The sequence below is a fragment of the Paraburkholderia phytofirmans genome, assembly GCF_046028095.1.
GTDB lineage: Bacteria > Pseudomonadota > Gammaproteobacteria > Burkholderiales > Burkholderiaceae > Paraburkholderia > Paraburkholderia phytofirmans_A.
Map to the genome: position 1 here is coordinate 663,121 of NZ_JAQQDJ010000003.1, position 20,837 is coordinate 683,957.

General features: G+C 62.7%; 20 protein-coding genes. 9 read left to right on the forward strand and 11 right to left on the reverse strand.

Going from position 1 to position 20,837, the window contains the following annotated elements:
* Positions 1-99: 99 nt before the first annotated feature.
* Positions 100-483 (reverse strand): hypothetical protein, encoded by a 384-nt coding sequence (locus PQR54_RS11885; protein ID WP_408246068.1) that lies wholly within the window; start codon positions 481-483, stop codon positions 100-102.
* Between the two features lie 350 nt (positions 484-833).
* Between PQR54_RS11885 and PQR54_RS11890 the strand changes: the two genes are divergently transcribed.
* Complete coding sequence (locus tag PQR54_RS11890; protein WP_042324988.1) at positions 834-1,112, forward strand: HU family DNA-binding protein; 279 nt, start codon at positions 834-836, stop codon at positions 1,110-1,112.
* 202 nt (positions 1,113-1,314) lie between these two features.
* Here the strand turns inward: PQR54_RS11890 and PQR54_RS11895 are convergent, their stop codons facing one another.
* The 3 genes from PQR54_RS11895 to PQR54_RS11905 form a co-directional block, all read right to left on the reverse strand.
* On the reverse strand, positions 1,315-2,433 hold the full coding sequence (locus tag PQR54_RS11895; protein ID WP_106301387.1) for a 3-deoxy-7-phosphoheptulonate synthase: 1,119 nt from the start codon (positions 2,431-2,433) through the stop codon (positions 1,315-1,317).
* 127 nt (positions 2,434-2,560) lie between these two features.
* Positions 2,561-3,400, reverse strand: a complete 840-nt coding sequence (locus PQR54_RS11900; protein ID WP_408245738.1) for a DUF72 domain-containing protein — start codon at positions 3,398-3,400, stop codon at positions 2,561-2,563.
* Positions 3,401-3,492: 92 nt separating this feature from the next.
* Positions 3,493-4,242: a TetR/AcrR family transcriptional regulator gene (locus PQR54_RS11905; RefSeq protein WP_408246070.1), complete on the reverse strand. Its 750-nt coding sequence runs from the start codon at positions 4,240-4,242 to the stop codon at positions 3,493-3,495.
* Positions 4,243-4,540: 298 nt separating this feature from the next.
* Here PQR54_RS11905 and PQR54_RS11910 point away from each other — a divergent pair, with 298 nt between their 5' ends.
* The 4 genes from PQR54_RS11910 (at position 4,541) to PQR54_RS11925 (ending at position 10,347) form a co-directional block, all read left to right on the forward strand.
* Complete coding sequence (locus PQR54_RS11910) at positions 4,541-5,722, forward strand: isovaleryl-CoA dehydrogenase (RefSeq protein WP_408245740.1); 1,182 nt, start codon at positions 4,541-4,543, stop codon at positions 5,720-5,722.
* Positions 5,723-5,771: 49 nt separating this feature from the next.
* On the forward strand, positions 5,772-7,379 hold the full coding sequence (locus PQR54_RS11915; protein WP_408245742.1) for a carboxyl transferase domain-containing protein: 1,608 nt from the start codon (positions 5,772-5,774) through the stop codon (positions 7,377-7,379).
* A 31-nt stretch (positions 7,380-7,410) separates the two neighbouring features.
* Positions 7,411-8,196 (forward strand): enoyl-CoA hydratase/isomerase family protein, encoded by a 786-nt coding sequence (locus PQR54_RS11920; RefSeq protein WP_408245744.1) that lies wholly within the window; start codon positions 7,411-7,413, stop codon positions 8,194-8,196.
* Positions 8,197-8,277: 81 nt separating this feature from the next.
* Positions 8,278-10,347: an acetyl/propionyl/methylcrotonyl-CoA carboxylase subunit alpha gene (locus PQR54_RS11925; protein WP_408245746.1), complete on the forward strand. Its 2,070-nt coding sequence runs from the start codon at positions 8,278-8,280 to the stop codon at positions 10,345-10,347.
* Between the two features lie 36 nt (positions 10,348-10,383).
* Here the strand turns inward: PQR54_RS11925 and PQR54_RS11930 are convergent, their stop codons facing one another.
* Together PQR54_RS11930 and PQR54_RS11935 are read right to left on the reverse strand one after the other, a co-directional pair.
* Positions 10,384-11,175 (reverse strand): phosphate/phosphite/phosphonate ABC transporter substrate-binding protein, encoded by a 792-nt coding sequence (locus PQR54_RS11930; protein ID WP_408245748.1) that lies wholly within the window; start codon positions 11,173-11,175, stop codon positions 10,384-10,386.
* 26 nt (positions 11,176-11,201) lie between these two features.
* A complete protein-coding gene (locus tag PQR54_RS11935) occupies positions 11,202-11,480 on the reverse strand; it encodes a DUF1488 family protein (protein ID WP_408245750.1) in 279 nt (92 codons plus the stop codon).
* Positions 11,481-11,798: 318 nt separating this feature from the next.
* Here PQR54_RS11935 and PQR54_RS11940 point away from each other — a divergent pair, with 318 nt between their 5' ends.
* Together PQR54_RS11940 and PQR54_RS11945 are read left to right on the forward strand one after the other, a co-directional pair.
* Positions 11,799-11,930: a hypothetical protein gene (locus tag PQR54_RS11940; RefSeq protein ID WP_408245752.1), complete on the forward strand. Its 132-nt coding sequence runs from the start codon at positions 11,799-11,801 to the stop codon at positions 11,928-11,930.
* Between the two features lie 3 nt (positions 11,931-11,933).
* Positions 11,934-12,548 carry an O-methyltransferase gene (locus PQR54_RS11945; RefSeq protein ID WP_408245754.1) on the forward strand — a complete coding sequence of 205 codons (615 nt, stop codon included), beginning with the start codon at positions 11,934-11,936 and terminating at the stop codon, positions 12,546-12,548.
* 53 nt (positions 12,549-12,601) lie between these two features.
* Here the strand turns inward: PQR54_RS11945 and PQR54_RS11950 are convergent, their stop codons facing one another.
* Together PQR54_RS11950 and PQR54_RS11955 are read right to left on the reverse strand one after the other, a co-directional pair.
* A complete protein-coding gene (locus PQR54_RS11950) occupies positions 12,602-13,213 on the reverse strand; it encodes a uracil-DNA glycosylase family protein (protein ID WP_408245756.1) in 612 nt (203 codons plus the stop codon).
* 45 nt (positions 13,214-13,258) lie between these two features.
* On the reverse strand, positions 13,259-13,801 hold the full coding sequence (locus PQR54_RS11955; RefSeq protein WP_408245758.1) for a DUF488 domain-containing protein: 543 nt from the start codon (positions 13,799-13,801) through the stop codon (positions 13,259-13,261).
* A gap of 145 nt (positions 13,802-13,946) precedes the next feature.
* Between PQR54_RS11955 and PQR54_RS11960 the strand changes: the two genes are divergently transcribed.
* On the forward strand, positions 13,947-14,759 hold the full coding sequence (locus tag PQR54_RS11960; protein WP_408245760.1) for a hypothetical protein: 813 nt from the start codon (positions 13,947-13,949) through the stop codon (positions 14,757-14,759).
* A gap of 39 nt (positions 14,760-14,798) precedes the next feature.
* Here PQR54_RS11960 and PQR54_RS11965 read toward each other — a convergent pair whose 3' ends face one another.
* Positions 14,799-15,377 carry a TetR/AcrR family transcriptional regulator gene (locus tag PQR54_RS11965; RefSeq protein WP_408245762.1) on the reverse strand — a complete coding sequence of 193 codons (579 nt, stop codon included), beginning with the start codon at positions 15,375-15,377 and terminating at the stop codon, positions 14,799-14,801.
* Positions 15,378-15,498: 121 nt separating this feature from the next.
* Between PQR54_RS11965 and PQR54_RS11970 the strand changes: the two genes are divergently transcribed.
* Entirely contained in the window at positions 15,499-16,476 is a 978-nt protein-coding gene (locus PQR54_RS11970; RefSeq protein WP_408246072.1) for an SDR family NAD(P)-dependent oxidoreductase, read from the forward strand.
* Positions 16,477-16,619: 143 nt separating this feature from the next.
* Here the strand turns inward: PQR54_RS11970 and PQR54_RS11975 are convergent, their stop codons facing one another.
* Both PQR54_RS11975 and PQR54_RS11980 read right to left on the reverse strand, forming a co-directional pair.
* Positions 16,620-17,159, reverse strand: a complete 540-nt coding sequence (locus PQR54_RS11975) for a response regulator (protein ID WP_408245764.1) — start codon at positions 17,157-17,159, stop codon at positions 16,620-16,622.
* A gap of 14 nt (positions 17,160-17,173) precedes the next feature.
* Complete coding sequence (locus PQR54_RS11980; RefSeq protein ID WP_408245766.1) at positions 17,174-20,389, reverse strand: chemotaxis protein CheB; 3,216 nt, start codon at positions 20,387-20,389, stop codon at positions 17,174-17,176.
* Positions 20,390-20,837 lie beyond the last annotated feature (448 nt).

Genomic DNA, 20,837 nt, shown 5'->3' on the forward strand with positions numbered 1-20,837 from the left:
ATCGATCGCTGTGCGAATAAACGGTAAGTACGACCGGGCTGCAACGCTTCGTGTGTCATTTGTGCCGTGTCCAGACGGCTGAAGTAACAGGTTCGCGAGTCAAAGCGCCGGGCAGGAGAGCACGCGTTGCGGCGCGACTGTCGTGCCGGGTTGGCCATTCTGCGCCGGCGTGCCTTGCGGCGGCGTGGAGACGAGCCGCACGCTGTTCACGCCGGCATTGGCCAGCACATACTTTTCCGGGCTGTTCTCGGGCTGCCAATAGGCCCGGAAAACGCCGCCGTCGCCGAAAACCAGCAGCTTGCCGTGCACCGTTGCGGCGCCGCTGACGAGGTCGACCGGCTCGCCATCACGTATCTGAAAGCTCTGCGGCGCGGGTGAATTTGCCGTGCCGACAAGCGTGGCGCAGCTTTTGTCGTCCGCTGCGAGGGCCGCGGAGGACGTCGCGGCGAGCAGCGCACATGTTGCAATATGGCGAAATTTCATTTTTTTATTCCTGCCGGATTCTTTATTTAGCGCCGCCGCGCCTGGCAAATACCGAGTCTTCCTGATCCACCATAACATAGTAAAAAAGCCCGCCGGTAGCGGCTTGCGACGCGCTAAAGCACTGAAATTGCAACGGATTGTGATAACGCGAAAACACGTATCGAGCCGAAGAAACGTCTAAGCGCGCGATTCTTATGGCACTTTGCCGGAAAAAATCGTCAAATTCCCTGTGGGCGGGTGATACAAGGCTTACACCCAAGGTTTGCGCGAACCCGCGCCTATGCGTTAGTGTGTCGGTCCCGGCGCAACAGATGTGGCGCCGGTTCCATGATTACCATACGGGAAGTGCTATGAACAAACAGGAACTGATTGATGCAGTCGCCGCAGCGACGGGCGAAAGCAAAGCGGCCACCGGCCAAACCATCGACGCGATCGTCGAAGCGGTGACCAAAGCCGTGGTGAGCGGTGACACGGTGCAACTGGTCGGTTTCGGTTCTTTCTCGACTGGCGCGCGCGCAGCACGCGTGGGCCGCAATCCGTCGACGGGTGCCGAGATCCAGATCGCGGCTGCCAAGACGGTGAAGTTCACCGCTGGCAAGGCGTTCAAGGAAGCTGTCAACGCGTCGTAATGCAACGCGCTTCGCGCCGGAGCATCCACGCGCGCTGACATGGCGCGCGGCGAGCGATGTATCGGGCGTGAGGAATCACGCGCTGCCCAACCCCGGTGAGGTGGATCGATCGGCGGAAGGTGCGGCGCGTGTGTTTTTGTGCTCTCCCCCGAGGGCTTCCTCAGGGGCGTGCTCGACGCGGCGTTTGCTGCCCAGCGCGTGCTTAGCCCGCGCGACGTTTGCGGGTGGCCTCAGCAAGTGTTTCGAGCGCCGGCTCGGTCTGCGCCCAACTGACGCAGGCATCCGTGATCGACACGCCGTGACGCAACGGCACACCCGGCTTCAGATCCTGACGGCCTTCTTCCAGATGACTTTCCAGCATGACGCCGATGATGCGGCGCTCGCGCTGCGACAATTGCTGCGCCAGATCCTGCACTACCTCCAGCTGACGCAAGTGCGACTTGCCGGAGTTCGCATGCGAACAGTCGACCATGACCTGCTCGCGCAAACCCGCTGATTTGAGCGCCGCGCAGGTGGCTTCCACCGACGCGCTGTCGTAGTTCGGCCCTTTCTTGCCGCCGCGCAGGATCACGTGCGCGTCGTCGTTGCCGCGCGTTTCGAAGATGGCGGCCATGCCCATTTTCGTCATGCCCATGAATGCGTGGCTCGCGCGCGCGGCGACGATCGCGTCCGCGGCGATCTGCACGCCGCCGTCCGTGCCGTTCTTGAAACCGATCGGGCAGCTCAGTCCCGAAGCCAGCTGACGATGGCTCTGGCTCTCCGTCGTGCGCGCGCCGATGGCACCCCACGCAATCAGATCGGCGATGTACTGCGGGCTCAGCAGATCGAGGAACTCGGTGGCCGTGGACAAGCCGAGACCGTTGATGTCGAGCAGCAGTTGCCGTGCAAGACGCAGACCTTCGTTGATGCGGAAACTGCCGTCCAGACGCGGGTCGTTGATATAGCCTTTCCAGCCGACCGTGGTGCGCGGCTTCTCGAAGTAGACCCGCATGACGATCAGCAAGTCGTCTTTGTAGGTGTCGGCGGCGACTTTCAGTTTGTGCGCGTATTCGATCGCCTGATCGTGGTCGTGAATCGAACACGGTCCGACGATCATCACGAGCCGGTCGTCGCGGCCATGCAGAATGTCGGCGATTTCCGCGCGGGTTTTCTCGACCAGCGTCTGCACCGAAGGCGGCACGGGCAATTCGTCCTGCAGCAGGGCAGGGGAAATCAGTGGACGGACCGCGCCGATCCGAACGTCGTCGATGCGCGTGGTGTCCTGGGTGGCGTCGGCCGAGCCGACTTCCTGATCGTGCAAAGGATTGTCGATGGCGCTCAAAATATTCTCCCGGACCTTGGTGAAGAAGCGGCCTCGCGGCCTGACTGCGTGTGTGTGGGTGCGTCGATTGTGCTTGTCTTCGCTGCCGGGATTATGACACTCGCGCGATGCGGCCGGGAGCCGCGTGTCAGAGCCGTTTGATCAGTTCCATGGCGGCCGCCGGATTGCGTTCCTTGAAGCCGCTGATCACGTAGAGATAGACGTCGCGCGCGGCGGTTTTCGCGGGTGCATCCGCGGCGGTTTCCAGGTCGTCCGGTGTGGTGCCTGCCGCGAGTTGCCGCGCGCGTTCGGCCCACGCTTCGAGCGCTTTGCTCGAATAGCCTTTGGCCTGTTTGTCGGTTGTGCCCATGATGCGGGCGTACACGAAGGGCGCAGTGATGTCGGCGATCTGTGGGTATTCGCTGTCACCGGCGAGGACGACGGCAACTTTGTATTTGCGGGCCAGCGCGACGAATTCCGGCGTCTTGAAGGTGTCGTTGCGGACTTCGATCGCATGCCTGAGCTTCTGGCCTTCGATACTGGCCGGCAGTAACTTCAGAAAGGCTTCGAAGTCTTCCTTGTCGAATTTCTTGGTGGGCGCGAATTGCCAGTTGACTGGACCGAGCTTCTGTTTGAGCAGCAGCACTCCGCTGCCGAAGAAGCGTTCAATGGTTTCGCCCGCGTCGGCGAGCACTTTTCTGTTGGTCGCGTAACGCGGCGCCTTCAGCGAAAAGACGAAATCGTCCGGGGTTTCCTGATACCACTTTTCGTAGCTCGCCGGCTTTTGCAAACCGTAAAACGTGCCGTTGATTTCAATCGATGTGAGGTTCTTGCTCGCGTATTCGAGTTCGCGGCTTTGCGTGAGGTCGGACGGGTAAAAGGTGCCGCGCCAGGGCGCGTAGGTCCAGCCGCCTATGCCGATGCGGATGTTCGAGGTTTTCGTGGTCTTCGAGGTCTTTGCGGTCTTTGCGGCTGGTTCTTTCGGCACTTGGCTTCTCCATCTGACTTCGCGCGGGGAAGCAGTAGATTAGCCGCTTTTTCGCCGTAGAACTGAAGTGCGCAGCTACGAAATCGCGGCCGCTATTCGCCGCCGTCTATAGGCGTGTTCGTTGCTCCGCGCGTAGCCTCCTCGAACCGGCGGTTCGCCTCCGCCACCTCCACCCTGAACTGCTGCAACGCGCTTACAGCAAGATCCGGTGGCGTCAGCGCCGCCCACAATACGTCGATCAACTGATCCGCCGTCGCATCGATATCGATGTGCCGGTTTGCGAGCGTGGCATCCCACAGCACATGCTCCATCGGCCCGAACACCATCGAGCGCAGCAGACGCAACGGCATGTCGCCACGAATCTGCCCGCTCTCCTGGCCTTGCGCCAGCACGCGCATCAACGGCGCGGTATAGCGGCGCTGCAACTCGGTGAGCGCCTCGCTCAGTTCATGATGCCGCGCCCGGCCCTCGGACAACACCAGCGCGCAGAGATCCGTGCCGTTCACCAGCATCAGCCGCAAATGCGTGCGCACGATGAACGCAAACTGCTGGCGCACATTGCCGTCGCGCGGCAAGCCGGACTCGATCGCTTCGATGATCTCGTCGTACCAGTCGCCGATCACCCGCGCGCACAACTCGCGTTTGCCGCGGAAGTAGCTGAACACGGTCGCCTCGGAAATGCCGAGGCGCTGCGCGATCTCGGCGGTGGTCGCGCGCTCGTAGCCCTTTTCGGAGAACACGTCGCGTCCCGCCTGAAGAATCTCCTTCACGCGTTGCTGCGACTTGCGCCCGGCCGGCTGGCGGCGCGAGGCGGGTAACTCGGCCTTCGTGGCAACCGTCATATGAGTCCAGTTCAGATTTGTGAGGCTCATTCCGCCATGAATGGTTCGGATCGAGCCCAATGAGTGCGATGCTATCACGCCAAAGTGATGTTGTAGGCGCCCGCTTCAGTTTCTGAGTAACACTCAAAAATACCTATTGACGCTTACGTAAATCTAGCGTGAAATGCGCCTTGAACGTTTCGCGCCTCGTGCGTGACGACAGGAGCGGCCCACAAGGCCGCCGCCGTCCGCCGAGCCGCAACCGGACCAGCCGGCGCCCACCCAAGGCCGGCCGCCAACGAACTCTGGAGACACTGCAATGAGCAACCTGCCCGGTTTGCAATTCCCGCTCGGCGAAGAAATCGAAATGCTGCGCGACAGCATTGCGGGATTCGCCGCCAAAGAAATCGCCCCGCGTGCCGCGGAGATCGATCGCACGGATCAGTTTCCCATGGACCTGTGGCGCAAGTTCGGCGATCTGGGCGTGCTCGGCATGACGGTCTCGGAAGAATACGGCGGCGCGAACATGGGCTACACGGCGCACATGATCGCGATGGAAGAAATCTCGCGCGCGTCGGCCTCGGTCGGTCTCTCATACGGCGCGCATTCGAATCTGTGCGTCAACCAGATTCATCGCAACGGCACGGAAGCGCAAAAGCAGAAGTATCTGCCCAAGCTCGTGTCGGGTGAACACATCGGCGCACTCGCCATGAGCGAGCCGAACGCGGGCTCGGACGTGGTCAGCATGAAGCTGCGCGCGGAGAAAAAGGGCGACCACTACGTGCTCAACGGCACCAAGATGTGGATCACCAACGGCCCGGATTGCGACACGCTGGTCGTCTACGCCAAAACCGATCCCGAAGCGAATTCGCGCGGCATTACCGCGTTTATCGTCGAGAAGGGCATGAAGGGTTTCTCCGTTGCGCAGAAGCTCGACAAGCTCGGCATGCGCGGCTCGCATACCGGCGAACTCGTGTTCCAGGACGTGGAAGTGCCGGAAGAAAACATTCTCGGCCAGTTGAACGGCGGCGCGAAAGTGCTGATGAGCGGGCTCGACTACGAGCGCGCCGTGCTCGCGGGCGGCCCGACCGGCATCATGGTCGCGGTCATGGACGCGGTCGTGCCGTATATCCACGACCGCAAGCAGTTCGGCCAGTCGATCGGCGAATTCCAGCTCATTCAGGGCAAGGTGGCCGATCTCTACACCACCTTGCAGGCGTGCCGCGCGTATCTCTACGCGGTGGGCCGTCAACTCGACACGCTCGGCAAGGAACACGTGCGCCAGGTCCGTAAAGACTGCGCGGGCGTGATTCTCTACACCGCGGAAAAAGCCACGTGGATGGCGGGCGAGGCGATCCAGATCCTCGGCGGCAACGGCTACATCAACGAGTATCCGGTCGGCCGTTTGTGGCGCGACGCAAAGCTCTATGAAATCGGCGCCGGTACGAGCGAAATCCGCCGCATGCTGATCGGCCGCGAGTTGTTCGCCGAAACGGCATGAGCGCAACGGCCCGAAGCGAATAAGAAGCGGCGAACAGGAGAGCCACGTAATGCCGATCATCGAATCAAAGCTGAATCCGCGCTCGGACGACTTCCGCGCCAACGCGGCGGCGCTCGAAGCGCTGGTCGCCGACCTTCGCGCGAAAATCGAGAAGCTCGCACTGGGCGGCGGTCAGGCGGCGCGCGACAAACACACGGGCCGCGGCAAACTGCTGCCGCGCGACCGGATCGAGAAGTTGCTGGATCCGGGCACGCCGTTTCTGGAGTTCTCGCAACTCGCGGCCTACGGCATGTACAACGACGACGCGCCGGGCGCGGGTGTCATCACCGGCATTGGCCGGATCGCCGGACAGGAGTGCGTGATCGTCTGCAACGATGCAACGGTCAAGGGCGGCACTTACTATCCCGTCACCGTGAAAAAGCACGTGCGGGCGCAGGAAATTGCCGCTGAAAATCACTTGCCGTGCGTGTATCTGGTCGACTCGGGCGGCGCGAATCTGCCGAATCAGGACGACGTGTTTCCGGACCGCGATCACTTCGGCCGCATCTTCTTCAACCAGGCGAACCTGTCGGCGGCAGGCATTCCGCAGATCGCCGTGGTGATGGGTTCGTGCACGGCAGGCGGCGCGTATGTGCCGGCCATGAGCGACGAGTCGATCATCGTCAAGAACCAGGGGACGATTTTTCTCGGCGGTCCGCCTCTGGTGAAAGCCGCGACGGGTGAAGTAGTGAGCGCGGAAGACCTCGGCGGCGGCGACGTGCATACGCGTCTGTCCGGCGTGGTCGATCATCTCGCGCAGAACGACGCGCATGCGCTGGGGATTGCGCGCAGCATCGTCGGCAATCTGAATCGCAGCAAGCAGGTGCCGGTCGCGTTGCAGGAGCCGAAGCCGCCGCGCTACGACGTGAAGAGCATGTACGGCGTGATTCCCGTGGATACCCGCAAGCCGTTCGATATCCGCGAGGTGATCGCGCGGATCGTCGACGACTCGGCCTTCGACGAATTCAAGGCGCGCTACGGCACCACGCTCGTCACCGGTTTCGCGCATATCTGGGGGCATCCGGTCGGCATCATCGCGAACAACGGCATTCTGTTTTCGGAGTCGGCGCTCAAGGGCGCGCACTTCATCGAGCTGTGCTGCCAGCGCAAGATTCCGCTCGTGTTCCTGCAGAACATCACCGGTTTCATGGTAGGCCGCAAATACGAAAACGAAGGCATCGCGCGCAACGGCGCGAAGATGGTGACGGCGGTGGCCACGGCCAAGGTGCCGAAGTTCACGGTGATCATCGGCGGTTCGTTCGGCGCGGGCAATTACGGCATGTGCGGCCGCGCGTATTCGCCGCGCTTCCTGTGGATGTGGCCGAACGCGCGCATCTCGGTGATGGGCGGCGAGCAGGCGGCGTCGGTGCTGGCCACGGTCAAGCGCGACGGCATCGAAGGCAAGGGCGGTTCGTGGAGCGCCGAAGAAGAAGAGGCGTTCAAGCAACCCATCCGCGAGCAATACGAACATCAGGGCCACCCGTATTACGCGAGCGCGCGTCTGTGGGACGACGGCGTGATCGACCCGGCGCAAACGCGCGACGTGCTCGGTCTCGGCTTGTCGGCCACGATGAACGCGCCGATCGAAGACACGCGGTTCGGCGTGTTCAGAATGTGACGATGCGCAACGAAGCGCGGGAGCAGCGACGATGCAATACGAAACACTGAGTGCCGAATTCGCCGGACCGATCGCAACGGTCACGCTGAATCGTCCGGACGTGCGCAACGCGTTCAACGAAACGATGATCGCCGAAGTGACCTCGGCCTTCACGGCGCTCAACGATCGCGACGACGTGCGCGCGGTCGTGCTCGCCGCGAACGGCAAGGCGTTCTGCGCGGGCGCGGATCTGAACTGGATGAAGAAGATGGCCGGTTACTCGGACGACGAGAACCGCGCCGACGCGATGCTGCTGGCGAACATGCTGTCGTCGATCTATCGCTGCAACAAGCCGGTGATCGCGCGCGTGAACGGCGACGCATACGCTGGCGGCATGGGCTTGATCTCGGCGTGCGACATCGTGGTGGCGGTCGAAAGCGCGCGCTTCTGCCTCTCAGAAGCGCGGCTCGGTCTGATTCCGGCCACCATCGCGCCGTACGTGATTCGCGCGCTGGGCGAGCAGGCATCGCGCCGCTATTTCACGACCGCCGAGCAATTCGATTGCGCGACGGCATTGCGTCTCGGGCTCGTCAGCGAAGCGGTGAGCATCGAGCAACTCGACCCCACCGTGCGGCAGATTGCCGACACGCTTTGCGCGAACGGTCCGCAAGCGGTGCGCGCGTGCAAGCAACTCGTGCAGGACATTGCGGGCCGCGAGTTGAATGACGCGATGATCGAGGACACGGCGGCGCGCATCGCACGTACGCGCGCCGGCGCGGAAGGCCGTGAAGGCGTCGCGTCGTTCCTCGAAAAACGCACACCGGCCTGGCGCAACTGAAGCACCTAATCCAGGGCGCCCGGCGCGCCTTGATCAGAACAACAGCCCCGAAAAAAACGGCTCACTTCACCGAGACACTTCATGTTCAACAAGATCCTGATTGCCAACCGGGGCGAGATTGCGTGCCGCGTCGCCGCGACCTGCAAGCGGCTCGGCATCGCGAGCGTGGCCGTCTATTCCGATGCGGACGCCAACGCGAAACATGTGGCCGCGTGCGATGAGGCGGTGCACATCGGCGGCTCGACGGCGGCGGAAAGCTATCTGCGCGTCGAACGGATTATCGAAGCCGCGCGCGCCACCGGCGCGCAGGCGGTGCATCCGGGCTACGGCTTCCTGTCGGAAAACGAGGACTTCGCGCATGCGTGCGAGGCGGCCGGCATCGTCTTCATCGGACCGCCGGTCGAAGCCATCGCCGCGATGGGTTCCAAGGCTGCCGCGAAGGCGCTGATGCATGCAGCCGCTGTGCCGCTCGTGCCGGGTTACCACGGTGACGATCAGGATGCCAAACTGCTGCATCGTGAGGCGGATGCGATCGGTTATCCGGTGCTGCTGAAGGCGAGCGCGGGTGGCGGCGGCAAGGGCATGCGCGTGGTGGAACGCAGCGAGGATTTCGCGGCGGCGCTGGCTTCGTGCAAGCGGGAAGCGGCGAGCAGCTTCGGCAATGATCGCGTGCTGATCGAAAAATATCTGACGCGGCCGCGTCACGTGGAAGTGCAGGTGTTCGCGGATCGTCACGGCGGCGCGGTCTATCTGTTCGATCGCGACTGCTCCGTGCAGCGGCGTCACCAGAAGGTGCTGGAGGAAGCGCCGGCGCCCGGATTGGCCGCTGAAATCAAGCGCGAAATGGGCGAGGCGGCGGTAGCGGCCGCGCGTGCGGTGAATTACGTCGGCGCGGGCACGGTCGAGTTCATCATGACCGGCACGGGCGATTTCTACTTCATGGAAATGAACACGCGCCTGCAGGTCGAACACCCGGTCACGGAGATGGTGACCGGCCAGGACCTGGTGGAATGGCAACTGCGCGTCGCCGCCGGCGAACCGCTGCCGCTCACGCAGGAACAGCTGAAGATCGACGGCCACGCGATCGAGGCGCGTATCTATGCCGAACATCCGGCGCGCGGCTTCCTGCCGTCGACGGGCACGCTCAAGCATTTGCGCATGCCGGAAGGCGTGGAGTTCACCCTCGACGCGGCCGGCTCAGGCGCGGCCGGCCTCGGCGAATCCGGGCGCAAGGCGCCGGTGCGTATCGACAGCGGCGTGCGTGAAGGCGACACCATCACACCGTTCTACGATCCGATGATCGCCAAGCTGATCGTGCACGGCGCGACGCGTGAAGAGGCGCTTGCGCGTCTGAGCCGCGCGTTGCATGCCTGCGAGGTGGTCGGCCCGCATACCAACGTCGAGTTCCTGCAAAGCATCGTCGCGAGCGAGCCGTTTGCAACGGGCGATCTCGACACTGGTTTGATCGAACGTCATCACGACGCCTTGTTCGCGCCGCGCAAGAAACCGTTCAAGGAAGCGTTGGCGCTGGCTTGCGCGGCATTGCTCAAGCGCGAAGGCGGCACGGCGCATGGCGCATCGCCGTGGGATGCGCTGTCGCACTGGCGCCTGAACGGCGGCTACACGCAGACGCTCGGTTGGCGCGATCTTGACAGCGGCAGCGCGGGTAACGACAGCGAAAGGACCTTCACCGTCACGTTCGCGCGCGACGGCGGCACGCAAACGCTCGAACACGATGGCGTGCGCGAGGACTTTAGCTGGTCGGACGGCAGCGGTCTGAATGAATACCGCGCGACGATTGGCGATGCGCGCGCAACGGGCCGCGTGTTCGTCGATGGCGATACGTTCCATGTGTTCTGCCTCGGCGAAGCGCTGTCGTTCGAATGGCAGAACCTGCTCGCGCACGCCGCGGATGCCGAAGGCGGCGAAGGCCGCCTGACCGCGCCGATGCCGGGCAAGGTGATCGCGGTGCTGGTCGAGCCGGGCACCGTGGTGGAGAAGGGCACGCCGCTGATCGTGATGGAAGCGATGAAGATGGAGCACACCATCGGTGCGCCGGCGGCCGGTACGGTGTCGGAAGTGCTGTACTCGGTCGGCGATCAGGTTGCCGATGGCGCACAGCTTCTGGTGCTGGACGTGCAGCAGCAGTAATTCCGCGGCTCAGGCTCCAGGCTCAGGCCTCAGGCCTCAGGCGAGGCGCGTATAGCCAACGGCGCGCGCCTCGTTTTCGAGTTGCTCGATGCGCTCGTAGTCTGAAGGCGGCAACACGGAAAAGCCCTGCAAACGCAGGCGTTTCGCGCGTTCGGGCTGGAGCACAAGGGCTTCGTTCAGCGCTTCGCGCAGTGCCTCGATCGTCGCCGAGGGCACCGTGCCGGAAGCAATCAAAGGCAGGCCCGGCGAGGGCGCTGTCATGCCGATCCGGCGGACCTGGCGGGCCAGTTCCGGCATTTCGTCGCACACGAAAGCGAAGGTCACGCAATCGATCGCGGCGACGTCCGCGCGATTTTCCGCCACCGCGCGCAACGAGCCGAGATGCGAGCCGGTTCGCAACACCGAACTGAAGAACATGCCGGCGCGCGAGAACGGCGCCACCGCGTGGCGAAACACATTCATGCCGCTATTCGAATCGTCCTGGTTGTAGGCGGCGCGCGCGCCGTGGCAGGCCGCGAGCGTATCGAACTGCGCGTCAGCACGCGTGACCAGCACGCTCGAATAATGCGCGCCTTCGCAGCCGGGAGCGTCGAAGCGCGGCGTCGCGACCAGTTGAACCTGTTCCTGCAGACCATGCATGAACGGATAACCGCAGGTCTGCGAGATCAGCAGATTGGGACGCCGCCAGAAGCCATGCAATTCCTCGTCCGGTTCGACGATGCGGCACGCGGGCTTGACCATGCGCAGCACGTCGGCGAGCCACTCGCGCCACTCGAGGTCGAGCGCGGGCGTGACGTTATACATTGGCAGGGCGGCGATCCAGGTCATGATGCGATTCTGGCATACCCGTTGTTTTAATGTCTGACCGTACGGAATTCGTCGAGGCCGAGACGCACCGGCTCGGTCGGTCTGAATGCCCATTTCTGCGCCGCGACCGAGAGAATCTCGAACTGCGCGTCCTCGAATGCGACGAGCAGATCTTCCTTGCGCGTGCTCGCCGCGCCGCAGAAAGTCATGAGCGCGTCGGCGCTCACCTCGAAAATCTGCGCACGATCGTCATTGCACACCCGGAACGCGACCGTCGCGCATTCCGTCACACAGGGCCTGAACCCTTCATCGACATAGACCGACATAGCCATCTCCCGCCAAAACACACGCCTGAGCCATCAGGATGACAAGTCGTAAGCTGTCGGTATGTGGGAAAACCGGCATTTGCGGTGAAATGGCCGCGACTTCATGGGCCGTGCCGGGCTAACGGATACGTTTGCGGAAGCTTTTGTAATCGGCGCCCTGTTTGTCCCCGGTATTCGACCGTTTTGCGGTGAAGCTTGCTGGCTACACTCGCTCCAGTGATTTCGCGTTGGCACAGGCCAATCAACACGGGGAGGGGAATGATGGTCCATAGCAGTCGACACAGCCAGATTGCGCGCAACCGCATCCGGCAAGTTCTCATGGTAACCGCGCTCGCGTGGGCCTGCGCTCTGCAAGGCTGTGCCACGTCGCTCGAAACGTTCGGGCTTGGCGCGGGTGTCGGGATTGTCGGCGCGTTCAGCCTGCTCGGCTGCGCGATCGGTTGCCGCTGACGGATGGACCCGGACTTTCTGGCCGTGCTCGACGCCTATCAGGAGCGCGCGGAAGAAGAGCAGACGAAAGGGCGCGAACCGCGCCGACGCGGTAAGCAGAAGGCAACGAAGGGCCGCCATGTGCAGGCTGCGGGAGTGGAGACCGCGCGTTTCATCCATATTCTCGCGGCAAGCCTGCATGCTCCGCACATTCTCGAACTCGGCACGTCGGATGGCTATGCGACGCTCTGGCTCGCGCAAGCCGCGCGAGCGGCGCGCGGCCGCGTGACCACCATGGAATTGCACGATGACAAATCGGCCTACGCGCGCGAGATGGCGAGCCGGGCCGGCCTTGCGTCTTATGTCGACTTCAAGGTCGGCAACGCGGTCACACTGATCGAGGATATGCCGATCAAGCCGGATTTCGTTTTCATCGATCTTTGGAAAGATCTCTACGTGCCGTGTCTCGACGCGTTTTATCCGAAGCTCAATCCGGGCGCGATCATCGTCGCCGACAATATGATCCGGCCGGGCGGCGAGAACGCGCTGCGCTATATCCGCGCGGTTCGCGCGAAGCCGGGCATGACGAGTCTATCGGTGCCGGTGGGTTCCGGTCTGGAAATCAGCCGGTATCGCTGACGGCTCGAATGGCTGGCGGCGGCGTATTTTGACTTGCCGATCAGCTCAGATCTTCACGCATCGGGCGCCGCCAATGCCGCCGCGACTCGCTCGCGCAACGTCGGCAGAACGCTCGCATCGAACCACGGATTGCGTTTGAACCACGCAATGTTGCGCGGCGACGGATGCGGCAGCGGCACGACTTGTGGGCCGAATTCGCGCCACCGCACGAGCGTGTCCGTCAGGGTCGGTCCGAATGCCTTGCCCAGTCCGAATCGCTGCGCGTATTGTCCGACCAGCAGCGTGAGCCGGACCGACGACATGTGCGCGAGCAACTCCTTGTGCCAGCGGGCGGCGCACTCGGGCCTCGGCGGCAGATCTCCGCTCGGGCCGCGGCCTGGAAAACAGAAGCCGATCGGCACGACGGCGAATTTCGACGTGTCGTAGAAGGTGGTGTCGTCGACGTCGAGCCATGTGCGCAGCCGCGCACCGCTCGCGTCGCTCCATGGAACGCCGGACGCATGAACACGCGCGCCCGGCGCCTGGCCGATGATCAGAATGCGCGCCTGCGCGGATGCCGCCAGCACCGGCCGCGGGGCGTGCGGCAGCACCGCCGAGCAGAGCGTGCAGGCGCGAATCTCGCGAAGAAGGTTATCGAGCGACGTGGCTTGTGTGGTGACAGTCATGCAATCGTGCAATACAGCGGACGGGCAGTCGCTTTGCGTGCCGGTTCAGGCCGTGGTTGGAGCCGGATAGATCAGCGTGCCGCCGGGTTGAGGTTGCGCGCCCGGTGTCATCGTTGCAACGGTTGTGTGACGCGCGTCCATGATGTGCAGTACGGTTTCGCCGTGCAGCAGCAGGTAATCCGTGATGATACGCCTGTGACAGCGCCACCAGACCGCCTCCGCGCACATGATCGCGCAGCGGCGCCGGTGGCCGAGCGCGAGCAGTTGCGCGAGGCCATGGCGGAACGCGTCGCTCAGCGCATAGTCCGCGTAATTACGGAACGCCGGATGAGTCCAGTACACATTGGGCGACGCTGCATCGTCTTTGCGCCTGCCGCGGCGCCCGCCCAGTTCTGCAAGATGCGCGTAGGCGATATGTTCCGGCGCGAGCGCATCCGGCAGCGTGTCCTGATTGAACTGCGGATTGGTTCGTGAGCGTGGAATACTGCGCACATCGACCAGCGTCGCGATCTCCGCCTCCTTCAGCAGACTCACGAATTCGGGCAACGCACGGTTGGAATGGCCAATGGTGAAAAAGGGGTGGTTCATCGGTGCCTTCCTGAAGCGCTTGCGTCCATGCCATGTTGTGTACAGCGTGGGTTGCGAAAGGTCAACGTGCCGACGCTAACCATCGCCATGTCATCCACGGAGCGATCCGCGACTTGGAACTATACTGGGGCACCTGGAGGTTTCAATGGCCGAACAAGACAGACCGCATCCACTACGTCCGCTCCTGAAAAACTGGATCTGGGAGCATGGTCGAGTCGGGACTCGCTATCTGGATTGCGTCGATGGCGTGATCAAATTCGATGAAGGCAAGAAGTCGCATTTCGCCGCCGAAAAATATACTTACGTGCCCTTGGGCAAGGACGCTCGAGACGATGTATCCCAAGAGGGTCCCGCGATCCAGGAGGCGGGACTTGCCCGGTTTTTGCGGGCCGCGCAGTTAGGCAAACCGGAGGAAGCCGGTTCTGTCGCGGAGGTTCAACGCGCCGTGCAGGATTGCGTTGAACTCGGCCTGTTCAGCGCCTATCAATGGGAGGCGCGAGAGGCATTGGCCCGCTACGCGCAGGAACCCATGTTCGACGACGAGATCCGCGCGGCGGTTGTCGACGACATCCGGCGTATTTACGCCCGCATGCCGGAACAGCTGGCGCTGTACGACTTCAGTGTGCTTTACGGTTTGCCCACACCGTTGCTTATCAGCGAGACGCCTTTTATCGACTGGCGCGTGAGCACGAGTCCGGCACTTCCGTTTGTATCGCTTCCGTTGGGACCGTACTGCTTGCTCGTCGGTGCACCGTCGGGCAGACAAAGCCGGGTCGGCCCGGTGGTCTGGAAGGCTGCTGCCGCGATGGGCCCGTTGAAGGATCACAACCGCCGGCTCGCGGAGCGAGCACGTCTGTGGCTGGTGGCGACGACGGATGACCAGCTCGTTGCCGCACAGAGCCGGATTGTTGCGGCGATTGAGGCGATTGGGGCGAGGCAGGAGGATGGGAAGGGCTGATATCGTTCGAATGACCGCTCCCGCGTCCACTTACCAAACCTACTCCGTCGGCCTCGACCCAAGTAAAAGTATATCGACCAGCCGCTTCGCACTTTGCTGCCAGTCTGGCGCCGACGCGACATTCGAAACGCCGACGAGCGCGCGAAGCAGATCCAGTGGCTTGATATCCGCGCGGATGTCGCCACTCGAGATGGCGTTCGTGACGAGCAAGTGAATCGCGTCCTTGATCTGCGCACCGGACGATTCGAATAGCTTGGTCGGCCCCCCGACGATTGAATTCAACGCCGGCGCAATGATCTTCTTCGTCGCGATGTAATCCACGAAGAGCAACATCCACGATCGCAACGCATCGGCAGCAGGCAGCGAGTCGGACAGTCTGCGCTGCTCCTCGGCAAGCTTGGCCACCTCGGCACGATAGACGCTTTCCAGCAGCGCATCGCGCGTCGGAAAGTGCCGATACAGCGTGCCTGCGCCGACCCCCGCCTGACGTGCGACCTCCTCCATGCTGATTTCGCCGCCGGCGCGAGTGAACGCCGTTTTTGCCTCTTCAAGGATGCGTTCGCGATTGCGCAGCGCGTCGGCTCTGGGTTTTCGTTCTTTTGGCGTCGAATCGGTCATTTACACTTTGGGTCCTTGCAAACGGAGGGTGTCTCCGTTTAATATCGATAAAACGGAGGGAAGCTCCGTTTTATCCCGGACGGGGAGTGACGTCAATCTTCATTGTGCTGGAGCGGCGGAAATGACTGAGAAATTTGGGGCGACTTCGACGACTGACGACGTGCTCGCAGGCGTCGATCTTCGTGGCAAGCGAATTCTGGTGACGGGCGTATCGGCGGGGTTGGGCATGGAGACGGCGCGGGCGCTGGCGGCGCGCGGCGCCAACGTGATCGGCGCGGCCAGAGATCTGGAAAAAGCAGCGCAGGCAATCGCCGATGCGCGGCGGGAAGCCGCCGCGGCCGGCGGCAGCATCGAGTTGATTGCGCTCGATCTCGCGAGCCTCGCGAGCGTCAGGAATTGCGCGGACAGACTGAAGGAGGAAGGCAAACCCATCGACGTCATCATCGCGAACGCGGGCGTGATGGCAACGCCCTTTGGCAAAACCGCGGACGGCTTCGAGACGCAGTTCGGCACGAATCATCTGGGGCATTTCGTGCTGGTGAACCGGTTGGCGCCGCTGATCCCATCGGGTGGTCGAGTCGTGATGCTTGCCTCGTCGGGCCATCGTTTCGCTGACGTGGATCTCGACGACCCGGGCTTCGAACGAACGCCCTACGACCCGTTCGTTGCATACGGGCGCGCCAAGACGGCGAATATTCTCTTTGCGGTGGCCTTCGATCAGCGGCATCGAGCGCGCGGTGTTCGCGCCGCCGCGGTTCATCCGGGTGGAATCCACACGGAACTCGCTCGTCACATGGATGAAGGCCAGATGACTGCGTTGCTCGAAGGGATCAACAAGCAGCTCGAGTCGGAGGGGAATGCGCCGTTTCAGTTCAAGACCGTGCCACAAGGGGCGGCGACTTCCGTGTGGACGGCGGTGGTGGCGGCAGCTGACGCCGTCGGTGGCAGATACTGCGAGAACTGCCATGTCAGCGAAACCGTTGCCGACGATGTTGTCATCACACCCGTCAGCGAAGGCGTCCGACACTATGCGCTTGACGCTGCACACGCTGACGCGCTCTGGCGCAAGAGTGAAGAAATGGTGGGCGAATCGTTCTGACGCCAGGCCGTGGATGCTACGCTGTGCGATCACAGTACCGCACGTCAGCAGCATCCAGCAGTGTTTCAGTCGACCCGAGCGTCGGGTCCGCACGCAAAGCGAAGCCAATCTCGCTGCGCCGATGTACGTCCATCACGCGCCGTTCACGACGCATCGTTAGCAGTCGTACGCCTGCTGAGGCATGACTCGACTAACGCATTAAGCTGCTCGAGATTGGCTGGCTTGACCAGATGACAATCGAAACCGGCCTGCCGGCATCGCTCGGCATGCTGTTCCCCTCCATACCCACTCACCGCGATCATGACGGCGTCGGCCAGAGCCGGCATCGTACGTAACCGCTGTACGACCTCATAGCCGTCCATTCCGGGTAGGCCGATGTCGAGCAGCACCACGTCGGGACGAAAATCATCGGCGGTCTGCAACGCGGCTGGCCCGTCGCAGGCTACCTGCACGTCGTGACCGTCGAGTCGCAACAGCGCGGCGCTGCTTTCCGCCGCGTCGACATTGTCGTCGACAACCAGAATCCGGTGGGTAGCGGCCGGTCCTTCCACGGTTTGACCGGAGTTCGGTGGACGTTCCGGTGCGGTGCCCGGCGGCAGTGCCGGAAGCCGGACGACAAACCTGCTACCGCGACCAAGGCCTTCACTGGAAGCCTGCACTGACCCGCGGTGCAGTTCGACCAACCGCCGCACCAGCGTCAGACCGAGCCCGAGACCCGCGCTCCTGCGATCGGATGTTCGCTGCGCCTGAACAAAAATCCTGAAAATCGTAGGGATGAACTCGGCACAGTCATCCCGATACCGTTGTCGGTGACGCTCAGTACCGCATCGTGCCTTTCGCGTTCGAGCGAAAGCCGGATGCGTCCGCCAGCGGGGGTGTACTTGATCGCGTTGCCGAGCAGGTTCGTCACGATCTGCTCAAGCCGCATCGTATCGCCCTCGACCGTCAGCATTTTCTCCGGCAACTCGAGTATCAACTCGTGCTGTCGCGCTCGGATTTCCGCCTGCATCGTTTCGACCGCGTGGCGAACCGCGTCAGCCAGATCGATGCGCTGAACCTTGAGCGTGATGATGCCGCGCGAAATCCGGGATACGTCCAGCAGATCGTCAACGAGACCGATCTCATTGGCGAGCTGACGCTGGGCGGCAGCCTGAGCCGCCTTGATGGACGCATCGTCGGCATCACCGCGCTGCCATAGCTGTATCCCGTTGCGAATCGCAGCAAGGGGATTTCGCAGTTCGTGCGCAAGCATGGCAAGGAATTCGTCCTTTTGATTATCCGCCGCCTTCAGACGCGTCACGGCATCGCGCTGTTGGGTCATGTCCTGAATGGTGAGCAGGACAAGCGGCTGCTCAGGCCACGCGATGCGCATTGCGTTCAGGCACATGGTGCGCGTGCCGATGCGCGGAAACTCGTGCGTTATCTCGTAGTCCCGAACGCTCGTCCTCTCCGGAAGTATTTCTTCGAGCATCGTGCGCAGCGCAGGGATATCCCACTGGCCGTTGCCGAGCAGATACAGCTTCGTGCCGATCGTCGCTTCGGCCGAGGTCGCGAAGGCCTGGTAGAACGCCCGATTAGCTCGCGTGATGCGCAGATCCGCCTCGAGTACGAGAACCGGTTCGGCGATCGTATCGACGATCGCCTCGGCGTAGTCGCGCGCACGCGTCACTTCATCGTGCAGGGTCTTCAGCTCACGGACCCGATAGCGCAGCTCGTCGTTGGTCGTGGAAAGCTCCTCGTTGACGGACTGCAGTTCCTCCTTGGCTGTCTCGAGTTCCTCGTTGGTACTCTGGAATTCTTCATTGCTGGAGAGCAGTTCCTCCTCGCTCGATTTGAGCTCTTCCCTGGCGCTCTCATGCTCCTCGATCGTTGCCCGAAGCTGTTCACGGGTGGCGTCCAGTTCGGTTCTGAGACGCGCGAGCTCCGCGTCCTGGTCGCCTCGATCCTGCTCGTGCGTGCGGGCGAGCCTCCGCTTCAAGCTCCGCAACACGGCGGACCTGATCGAACCGTCTCCGGGCGCGGCTTGACTGCTTTCCGCCATCCGTTGCGGCGCGCCCTCGAAGAAGACGATAAACCAGCGTCCATCGGCGCCGGCGATCTGTATCTGATGCACCTCGATGCCTGCTTCGACCGCGTTCCCCGCAATTCCGACGCGTAGTCCCGTCTTGCGCAACGGGGCGCCGCTCTGGCGGGCCTGCCGCACGGCTTCGCTGATGGCCAGAAACACTTCAGGCCGTGCAAGCCGTTGCAGGTTGCTGCTCGGTGGCCCTTCAGGATTGACCAGATACGGTCCGGTGTCGCCATGAAACTCGATGATGTTCAGTTCGTCATCGCACAGGACATAGGGCGGTGCATAGCGCGTGAGCGCCTTGCGTGCGGCCGCGCGACCCAGCCGTTCGACTAGCGGCGGTTCGCGCCGATCCTGCGTCGAACTCGTGGGCGCAACCGCCGATTCGGGCGAAGACATCAGGCTGAGCGAACGGGCGCCAGGGTGTCCGGCACGAGGCTTCTTGCTGTACAGCTTGGTACGCTTGCTTTCGATGACGCCGAACAGGTCGGAGAAGGCGCCCACCGTTTCCGACGGCCCCAGCATCAGCACCCCGTCGGCACGCAACGCGTAGTGGAACAGCGGCATGACGTTTCGCTGCAGAACCGGATTCAGGTAAATGAGAAGATTGCGGCAGCTAATCAGATCCATCCGCGAGAAGGGCGGGTCGGTGGCAACGTTGTGGCGTGCGAACGTGCAAAGATCCCGGATGCGCTTGTCGAGCCGGTAGTAATCGCCGTCCCGTACAAAGAAGCGTTGCAGACGCTGGGACGATACGTTTCGCGCGATGTTTTCGATGTAGCGTCCGGCGCGGGCAATCTCCAGTGCATCGATGCTCACGTCGGTGCCAAAAATCTGGATCGGTATGTCCGCCGCGCGTTCTCCGAGGTATTCGATCAGGCAGATGGCGATCGAATAGACTTCCTCACCGGTCGCACAGCCGGGAATCCACAACCGGATCGGCATGTCCGGTTTGCGGTCTCCGAGCAACCTCGGAAATACGATCTGGACCAGCGCTTCGAACGTTTCCGGGTCGCGGAAAAATTGCGTCACCTGGATCAGCAGATCTCGTCCGAGTGCGAGCACTTCCGGCGCATCGGATTCGAGCACGACTGCGTATTGCGCGACGGACGAGATCTGACGCAGCGCCATGCGCCGCGCCAGCCTGCGCTCAATGGTGCCGCGTTTGTAGTGCGTGAAGTCGACGTTGCAGGCTTTGTGCAGCAACCGGAATACGTGCCGCAGACTTTTCTCAGCCTCGGTCGCCGGCATCGGCTGATTGGGACCGCTTCGGGGCTGCCGCCCGATACGCGTGATCTCCTCCGCGATTTGCCGCGGGGGAAGAACCAGATCGACGCATCCCGTGCCGATGGCTGCCTGCGGCATGCTGGCAAAACGGGCGGACGCCTCGTCCTGAGCGAACGTGATGCCGCCTTCATTCTGGATTGCCTTGAGACCTAGCGCACCGTCGGATCCGCTGCCCGACAGAATGACCCCGATGGCATTGGCGCCCTGGTCGTTGGCGAGCGACTCCAGCAGGTCGTCGATTGGCATCGGTGGCCCGAGAACGTCGACGCGCGGCTGCAGATTGATGCGACGCTGCGCAATCCGCATCCGGGCGTTGGGCGGAATGACATAGACGTGGTCGGCCTCGATGAGCATTCCTTCGACCGCCTCGACAACCGGCATCGCAGTATGCTTGGTCAGAATCTCCGGCAGCAGGCTGCGACGGGTCGGATCGAGATGCTGCACGATAAGTAGTGCCAGCCCGCTCGAACGCGGAATCGTGGAGATGAGTTCGGAGATCGCCTCCAGTCCGCCTGCGGAAGCGCCGATGCCTACTATGGGGAAGGCTGAAGGCAGCAACTCTGCCTCTGGCGCTGGTATGTTGAACACAGGCTGGACCCGTCCGGAGCAAACGCAGATATTGACACGGATGAGGTCAATTTTATGCCTGATTACTTACCGGCAAGACAATGAATGTCGGTTGGCCCCGGAATTGGTCGCGTGACGTCAATATTACCGTGCCGACGTAGCGCCCATGGGGCAGCCTTACCGTTTTGTCCTGCCGGCGTCCGATCCGCGCGGCAACTGCCGACGGCACCGCCGCAGGGGTTGGGCCTGCCGCTAGCGATAGGACCGCGGTTCGCGCGGCGCCGCGCTGCGACGAGCGGCCGCCAATCGCAAGGGCCGAATTGCGATACCGGTTGAAACGGCGGCGCTCTAACGGCGGTGTAGTATCCCTCCATGCCACGCTATTACGCGGCCTCGACGGCGCTCATGAGGCTTATCCATAACGAGGACGGCAAGCTGG

Bases quoted from the DNA above. Each gene is read 5' to 3' on its own strand.
- PQR54_RS11885 (WP_408246068.1), bottom strand. From the start codon at position 483: ATGAAATTTCGCCATATTGCAACATGTGCGCTGCTCGCCGCGACGTCC.
- PQR54_RS11970 (WP_408246072.1), top strand. From the start codon at position 15,499: ATGACTGAGAAATTTGGGGCGACTTCGACGACTGACGACGTGCTCGCA.
- PQR54_RS11910 (WP_408245740.1), top strand. From the start codon at position 4,541: ATGAGCAACCTGCCCGGTTTGCAATTCCCGCTCGGCGAAGAAATCGAA.
- PQR54_RS11955 (WP_408245758.1), bottom strand. From the start codon at position 13,801: ATGAACCACCCCTTTTTCACCATTGGCCATTCCAACCGTGCGTTGCCC.
- PQR54_RS11920 (WP_408245744.1), top strand. From the start codon at position 7,411: ATGCAATACGAAACACTGAGTGCCGAATTCGCCGGACCGATCGCAACG.
- PQR54_RS11950 (WP_408245756.1), bottom strand. From the start codon at position 13,213: ATGACTGTCACCACACAAGCCACGTCGCTCGATAACCTTCTTCGCGAG.
- PQR54_RS11965 (WP_408245762.1), bottom strand. From the start codon at position 15,377: ATGACCGATTCGACGCCAAAAGAACGAAAACCCAGAGCCGACGCGCTG.
- PQR54_RS11905 (WP_408246070.1), bottom strand. From the start codon at position 4,242: ATGACGGTTGCCACGAAGGCCGAGTTACCCGCCTCGCGCCGCCAGCCG.
- PQR54_RS11940 (WP_408245752.1), top strand. From the start codon at position 11,799: ATGGTAACCGCGCTCGCGTGGGCCTGCGCTCTGCAAGGCTGTGCCACG.
- PQR54_RS11925 (WP_408245746.1), top strand. From the start codon at position 8,278: ATGTTCAACAAGATCCTGATTGCCAACCGGGGCGAGATTGCGTGCCGC.
- PQR54_RS11915 (WP_408245742.1), top strand. From the start codon at position 5,772: ATGCCGATCATCGAATCAAAGCTGAATCCGCGCTCGGACGACTTCCGC.
- PQR54_RS11930 (WP_408245748.1), bottom strand. From the start codon at position 11,175: ATGACCTGGATCGCCGCCCTGCCAATGTATAACGTCACGCCCGCGCTC.
- PQR54_RS11890 (WP_042324988.1), top strand. From the start codon at position 834: ATGAACAAACAGGAACTGATTGATGCAGTCGCCGCAGCGACGGGCGAA.
- PQR54_RS11960 (WP_408245760.1), top strand. From the start codon at position 13,947: ATGGCCGAACAAGACAGACCGCATCCACTACGTCCGCTCCTGAAAAAC.
- PQR54_RS11935 (WP_408245750.1), bottom strand. From the start codon at position 11,480: ATGTCGGTCTATGTCGATGAAGGGTTCAGGCCCTGTGTGACGGAATGC.
- PQR54_RS11945 (WP_408245754.1), top strand. From the start codon at position 11,934: ATGGACCCGGACTTTCTGGCCGTGCTCGACGCCTATCAGGAGCGCGCG.